Here is a 6,194-nt window from a genome sequence, read left to right as displayed (position 1 = left end):
CTATATACATGGCATACGTTTTAACAAATGTCATCCACAACTTTTGGTGATGAGCTTTTTATGAAAATAAAAAAATCTCCAAAGCGTAACTCAAAATTAGTCCACTGTGGAGATGTTTACTATTTATTTATAGTGATATGTGCTAGCTCTTACATTGTTTCGTTGTATTTGGTTGAACCATGCACGATCTTTTTCCTCTTGCTTTAATGTATTAACGATGGTTGATGAGCAGCTAATGCAGATTTTTGCTTGAGTAATCTGTCCACATCGTTCGCAAGGTGCGCCTAAGTTAGGAAAGATCGACTTTTTTAATTTTCCTGCTTTTACCCATTTATAAAGTAGCTCGGATGAAACACCTGTTAATGCAACTACCTCATCGTTCGTTAAATAGCGATTATTTTTTCTTAGTAGAAAATGATGTAAATCAGAAAAAATATCTTCTTCTCTCACATCAATTCTTTTTGTAAATAGCTGCATATCTATTCTTCTCCTTGTTTACTTCAATTGATGATTTCGCTTACACCTTCATTAACGTTAATAGGCTGCTCGTCATATTTATAGTTTTCCCAACGATTACGTGCTAATTTTCGATATTTATTGGAAACATTTCGGTCCGCTATTAATCGAGAGAATCCTTTTTTCGCTTCAGTAATATCACCGAGTCGGAGGCTTAATTCAGCATGTAAAAATTGAATTCGTTCTCCGCCCTCTTGATTGGAGGCAAAAGATTTACTGTAAAAGTCTCTAGCCGCAAAGAGGTAGCGCATTTCCGATTCATAATCGTTTTTTAAGCGATAGAGCCAAGCTATTTTCAGTGCGAAATTGGCCATAAGAAGAGATTCTTCCATTGATGCTCTGGATACAAGATAAGCTAATTTAAAGCTTATAATGGCATCATCGATTGTACGTTCCTTACATATATCCATAGGTTTTTGAAGTTCCTTAATGTACAGCTCATCAATAAGAAGCATGAAAGGCCCATAAGTTCTTGTCATAGATTTGTGGTAGGCATAGCCACAATGCGGACAAACAGCAACTTCATATAACAATGGATTTAAACCTTCATAGACTGACATGAAGTCTGTTTGCTCCTCGACTACTTTATAACGATTAGGACGTACTTTATAAGTGGTGAAATGCTTTTTGCAAAACTTGCAGTCCACACTACTTTCATAGTAGTAAATGTTGAATGCCACTAAGAATCAGCTCCTTTACATCCAATTAGGTTTTTATTTCTTTTGTTCTATGTATACGATAGTTGTATCGTTCAATATGTTTAATTAACTATCTACTATTTTAACAATTATGTGTTCTTTGGTATACTCCTTTAGAATTATAAAAATTAAAAATGATTATTACTTTTTTAGTCATTTGAAATTTTGAACCGTATTCGTAATAGTATTTATCGGTGCAGTTGAGATAAATTACACATTTATTTTAGTTTGTCAAATTACGTACAAATGTTTAACTAAATGGCTTGTTAGTTTTTATGTTTTACAATGCTTATATAGGGAAAATTAACTATATGTGATGGAATGAATTCTTTGCAATTTTTAATGTAAAATTTTTTGGCTAAAAAAGGATTTCGAATGCGAAGCGGCTCATCTGACGCCCTAGTCAGAATGGGAATCACCCTCTCGTTTTTTGCTGAAGAACCAAAAGAAGGAATTTGTCTCAGCGCAAGAGACAACTCTTTTCTTAGTATTGAAAAACAAAATGATCAAGGTAATCTTCGTGAATGTTTTAGTGTCGAGCCCCAAAACAGAATCGCTCTTTATCGAAACTATTTGGGCTTTTATCGAAACAAAACCTCATTTTATCGAAACTATTTGAGCTTTTATCGAAACAAAACCTCATTTTATCGAAACTATTTGGGCTTTTATCGAAAAAAAAGCTCTTTCTATCAAGGAAATTAACCACACGTTATGGTAAAGAACTTATATTTGGTAAAATTGTATAAAACGATAAGGAGCTAACGATGGATTATAAAATTGTATTCTTTGACGTAGATGGAACGCTTGTTAATTATGAAGATGGCTGTATTGAAGAAAGCACAAGGGAAGCTGTACAACAATTAATAAACAAAGGAATTCGTATCGTTGCTGCGACAGGAAGACCTTTATCAATGTGCCAACAGTTAAGAAGCATAGGAATAGAGACGTTTATTACAGCTAATGGTGCGTTTGTTAAGCATCAAGATCACGTAGTCCATAAAATACCTATTGCACAAGAAATTGTCCAAACCGTTAAGGCTTTTGCTGATGAAAATAAACAAAGTCTCTCGTTTTTTACAGAACAATTATCGATGAATAACGTCCAAGAACAAGAGACATTAAAAGCTATGCAAGAGACATTATCTTTGCTGGAGTTTCCCGTTATTAATGAGGATATTTTAACGCAAGAGGTTTACTTAATGTGTTTGTATGGAGATAAAAATATAGAGAATAGATATGCCTCACAATTTCCTCATTTATTATTTAAAAGATGGCATCCGTACATTACAAATGTTTTGCAACATGATGTTTCCAAATCGATTGCTGTTCAAGCTGTACTAGATTATTTTAATTTGAGTCCTAAGGAAGCACTGGCTTTTGGCGATGGGGATAATGATATCGATATGCTGGAACAGGTTGGCTTCGGTATTGCAATGGGCAATGGTAGTGAAGCATTAAAAAATGTCGCTGATTTTATAACGAAGAAATCAACAGATGGTGGTATTGATTATGCTCTACGTGAGCTACAAATACTAGTTTAAGAGAGCTATATTTATAGTATGAACCAACCTCTATACATTAGAGAAAACTGTATGAAAGTTATAATACTCATAATGTTACCTACTTTGAGTTATTATAAAGCTAACATTTAAAAGAAATCATTATGCGTTAGGTGGGATGGATTTATGGCGCATCACGTGCAATCTCTTATTGAACATTACGGGTATTTTGGCATTATTCTTATCCTAGTTGGAGGGATTGTCGGGCTGCCACTTCCTGATGAGATATTTTTAACATATGTAGGGTATAGCGTTTATAGAGAAACTCTCTCGCATATTCCAGCTCTAATAAGCGCTGTGGTAGGTGCGGCAGGGGGAATTACCTTGAGCTACTATATAGGCTATAGATTCGGGCTACCCTTATTGCAAAAATACGGTCCGAAAATCCATATTACTGAACAAAAAATTGACGTTACTAAAAAATTATTTGCAAAAATAGGACCAGTATTATTATTAATCGGATATTTTATTCCTGGTGTACGTCATCTAACAGCATATATTGCGGCTATCAATAATTATCCTTATAAAAAATTTGCTTTCTTTGCTTATACGGGAGCGGTTATATGGACATTTACTTTTATTACTTTAGGAGAAGTACTTGGGGAGAAATGGCGCTACGTTGGGTTATATTTATCCCGCTACAGTATGTATCTTATAGCATTGTTCATCATAATAATTTTGATCGTTTATTTTATTTTCAAAAAAAGGAATTCGCCTAAATAAAAAGGGTCTGATTCAATACCTATCATGGTTTGATTCAGACCTTTTGTTATATTTAAGGCAATATTGCAAATGAACGCACAGGGAATCCAGAGGCTTTTTCAGGCTTTGGTACAATATTGAATATAGCAGCACCTTTTGGAGGTAGCTTATCCAAATTTGTCATAAGCTCAATTTGGTAAGTATCTTGTTCAAGTACAAAATATTCGCCGTCTAGCTTACTGTTTTTGCGAAAATCAGCTGCTGAATCTGTATCAAAAGTTTCGTGACCAATAGCACTTATTTTTCGTTCGTTGAATAAAAATTGTAACGCTTCTAAACCCCAGCCAGGAATATGATTATGACCATCAGCATCTTTGCTACTGAAAGCCTCCTTATCTGGCCAACGCTTACTCCAATCAGTACGAAGCGCAACAAAGGTACCTGCTTCAATTTCTCCATATTCAGCCTCAAAGTCAAGAATATCTTGGATACTTAATGTGTAGTCGTTATTCAATTCGGCTTCCTTAGATTTATCAATAACGATTAGTGGTAGGACTAGTTCTTTTAACGCCAATTCATCTAAATAGCGTGTATCTCGCACAAAATGGATAGGTGGATCGATATGTGTTCCATATTGCCCAGGGAAAGAGAATTGCTGCGCAAAGAAGCCATCATCATGGGAAAATAATGTTTCAAATTTTGCATCATCAAACATAAAGAAATGAGGCGAATTAGGACCAAATGTATGTGTTAAATCAACCCATTCTTTAGATTTTAATAGTTGAATTGCTTGTAAAAGTTCATTTGCCATAATATTTTCCTGCTTTCTTTTAATTATTTTTGGGTGCTTAGACTTTACTTACTAGCGGCAATAAAAAAGAGCCCTCCTTGTAGAAGAGGACTCTTGTGCAAAGCAACTTAGTAAGTCTTCTCATCTTCAAGGCCGATTTCGCCAATTGGAATTAGCACCATACCTATAGGCTGGTTGCTGAGACATCATAGGGCCAATCCCTCCGTCTCTCTTGATAAGAAAAGATAATATAAGAATTTTCAGAAATATATTACGAATACTTTAGCATATTTATTTATAGTTTACAAGTTCAATAGGGATGCATGGTTAAAAGATTTTCCAGAATTAATAATTTTGCTATTGCTGCAAATATTGTTTGCCTATATTTAAATAGATAATACGATTACATACATCATACGTAAACATAGGGGTAGCCTTTGTATTTAGATTAAAATCCCGTTTCACATATGAGAAAAGCCTCGTTGTTGAATCTCAATCGCTAGGTTTAAATAGACAATACATAGATCCCACTCATTAGTTGAATTTCACCAACTCAAATTTACGGTTAGCTTACAACAGTCGCTATCAGTAAATATTATTCGAATTCCATCTGGTGTATAGTTAGTTTCGAATTTTATGGTAATGCCTGTTGATGCAATTAATTTTTCAACCTCTGTTTTATTTGACAACTGTGCCGCGTCCATAAGATCATGTGCAAATTGCTCTGATTCATCAATTTTATCCGTCAGTAATTGTGCTTGCTGCATAATAGCTTTGATCCGTTTCGCAGAAGACTTTAATTTAGTTATATTGATGGTTGGAAATGGGCTACGATTTGTTGAGTTTGTAGGCATCACTAAATGTCTAGAAGGTTGGAGTGTGGCTGGTTGATTTGCCATTGCCCATGCCCATGTTGGATAATAATTAGGATAGACAAAATACGGATAAGGATTGTAATACAACTAAAATTCCTCCTATCCTATAGTTGATACCTTATCTTATGTACAACAAAGACTTTCGGTGTTAATGGTTGATGCTTGGCAAAAGGGGAGCAAGTGGTGCGATGACCCAATCGGAAGCCATTAGTTCATCCAATTTATTCACAGAAGGAGTTATCAAGATGGATGTTCGTGAATACATAAAAAATGGTTTTGAAGTTTACTACGAGCGCTATAATCAGATTTCGGAAGATGGATTTTGCAGATGGATGCGTCCAGATGTTCCTGATGAGATGAAATTAGCGGATACTGATGAAGAATGGTCAAGATGGAAGATGGTCCCTTCTATAGTAAGCGAAGATGATATTCAAGCTTTAGAAAAAGAGTTTGGACTTAAATTTCCTGAATGGTATAAAGCCTTTATTTCAACGTATCATCATTATTTTGATGTCATACCCGAACAAAGTATTGAAGAGCCTTTAAATAACGTTAGAGATATGTATAATCCATCGTTATGTAGTTCGGGATATCTCCCATTTTCATGGGATGAAGAGTACGGCAAAATAATTTGCATTGATTTAAATGACATTGCAGATGAAGAAAATTGTGCAATATATGAAATTGAACATGAAATTTTATTTGATGATGATGCCGATATTAAAGCGTCATTAGACTATCTGTATCCAAATTTTAAGGCATATTTTGACGCTACTTTCCTTGAATATAATAAATAGCAAAAAGGAAGAGGCGGGACAAAACCTCATTTTTCTGCAGCGAAAGTGGAGCGAAGCGTAACGACAGCGACAAGTTCTCTGCGACGAAAGTGGAGCGGTAGCGACAAACCGCGGATGAGAGATTTATCGGAACAATTTCGCGATTTATCGGAACAATTTCAGATTTTATCGGAATGTTTCATCTATTTATCGGAACATGTTAAAAAATACAGTATCTCTGTTCGCATTGAGAGTTTATCGAAACAGTTTTCAGATTT

The 6,194-nt window shown here is 34.8% G+C and carries 7 protein-coding genes and 1 riboswitch; of the genes, 3 read left to right on the top strand and 4 right to left on the bottom strand.

Annotated features, from left to right (window positions below; all coding sequences use genetic code 11):
* Positions 1-123 precede the first annotated feature (123 nt).
* On the bottom strand, positions 124-477 hold the full coding sequence (locus QRN68_RS21515) for a hypothetical protein (protein WP_285399079.1): 354 nt from the start codon (positions 475-477) through the stop codon (positions 124-126).
* Positions 478-500: 23 nt separating this feature from the next.
* The gene (locus tag QRN68_RS21510) at positions 501-1,196 is read right to left on the bottom strand and encodes a DUF2225 domain-containing protein (protein ID WP_285399077.1); all 696 of its coding nucleotides are present in this window, start codon (positions 1,194-1,196) and stop codon (positions 501-503) included.
* 782 nt (positions 1,197-1,978) lie between these two features.
* On the opposite strand from QRN68_RS21510, the gene QRN68_RS21505 reads away from it, so the two are divergent.
* Positions 1,979-2,755, top strand: a complete 777-nt coding sequence (locus QRN68_RS21505) for a Cof-type HAD-IIB family hydrolase (protein WP_285399076.1) — start codon at positions 1,979-1,981, stop codon at positions 2,753-2,755.
* A gap of 144 nt (positions 2,756-2,899) precedes the next feature.
* The gene (locus tag QRN68_RS21500) at positions 2,900-3,496 is read left to right on the top strand and encodes a DedA family protein (RefSeq protein WP_285399075.1); all 597 of its coding nucleotides are present in this window, start codon (positions 2,900-2,902) and stop codon (positions 3,494-3,496) included.
* A gap of 52 nt (positions 3,497-3,548) precedes the next feature.
* On the opposite strand, the gene QRN68_RS21495 is transcribed toward QRN68_RS21500, so the two are convergent.
* Positions 3,549-4,286 carry a cyclase family protein gene (locus QRN68_RS21495; protein ID WP_285399073.1) on the bottom strand — a complete coding sequence of 246 codons (738 nt, stop codon included), beginning with the start codon at positions 4,284-4,286 and terminating at the stop codon, positions 3,549-3,551.
* 117 nt (positions 4,287-4,403) lie between these two features.
* Positions 4,404-4,507, bottom strand: a riboswitch (SAM riboswitch).
* A gap of 303 nt (positions 4,508-4,810) precedes the next feature.
* A complete protein-coding gene (locus QRN68_RS21490; protein ID WP_285399072.1) occupies positions 4,811-5,227 on the bottom strand; it encodes a YuzC family spore coat inner layer protein in 417 nt (138 codons plus the stop codon).
* A gap of 158 nt (positions 5,228-5,385) precedes the next feature.
* Between QRN68_RS21490 and QRN68_RS21485 the strand changes: the two genes are divergently transcribed.
* A complete protein-coding gene (locus tag QRN68_RS21485; protein ID WP_285399070.1) occupies positions 5,386-5,937 on the top strand; it encodes an SMI1/KNR4 family protein in 552 nt (183 codons plus the stop codon).
* Positions 5,938-6,194: the final 257 nt, after the last annotated feature.

This window comes from Lysinibacillus sp. fls2-241-R2A-57, from assembly GCF_030209535.1.
Lineage (GTDB): Bacteria > Bacillota > Bacilli > Bacillales_A > Planococcaceae > Lysinibacillus.
This window is presented reverse-complemented; position numbering and strand designations above follow the sequence as displayed.

Coding starts and splice junctions, on each gene's coding strand:
- QRN68_RS21485 (WP_285399070.1), top strand. CDS start 5,386: ATGGATGTTCGTGAATACATAAAAAATGGTTTTGAAGTTTACTACGAG.
- QRN68_RS21505 (WP_285399076.1), top strand. CDS start 1,979: ATGGATTATAAAATTGTATTCTTTGACGTAGATGGAACGCTTGTTAAT.
- QRN68_RS21515 (WP_285399079.1), bottom strand. CDS start 477: ATGCAGCTATTTACAAAAAGAATTGATGTGAGAGAAGAAGATATTTTT.
- QRN68_RS21500 (WP_285399075.1), top strand. CDS start 2,900: ATGGCGCATCACGTGCAATCTCTTATTGAACATTACGGGTATTTTGGC.
- QRN68_RS21495 (WP_285399073.1), bottom strand. CDS start 4,286: ATGGCAAATGAACTTTTACAAGCAATTCAACTATTAAAATCTAAAGAA.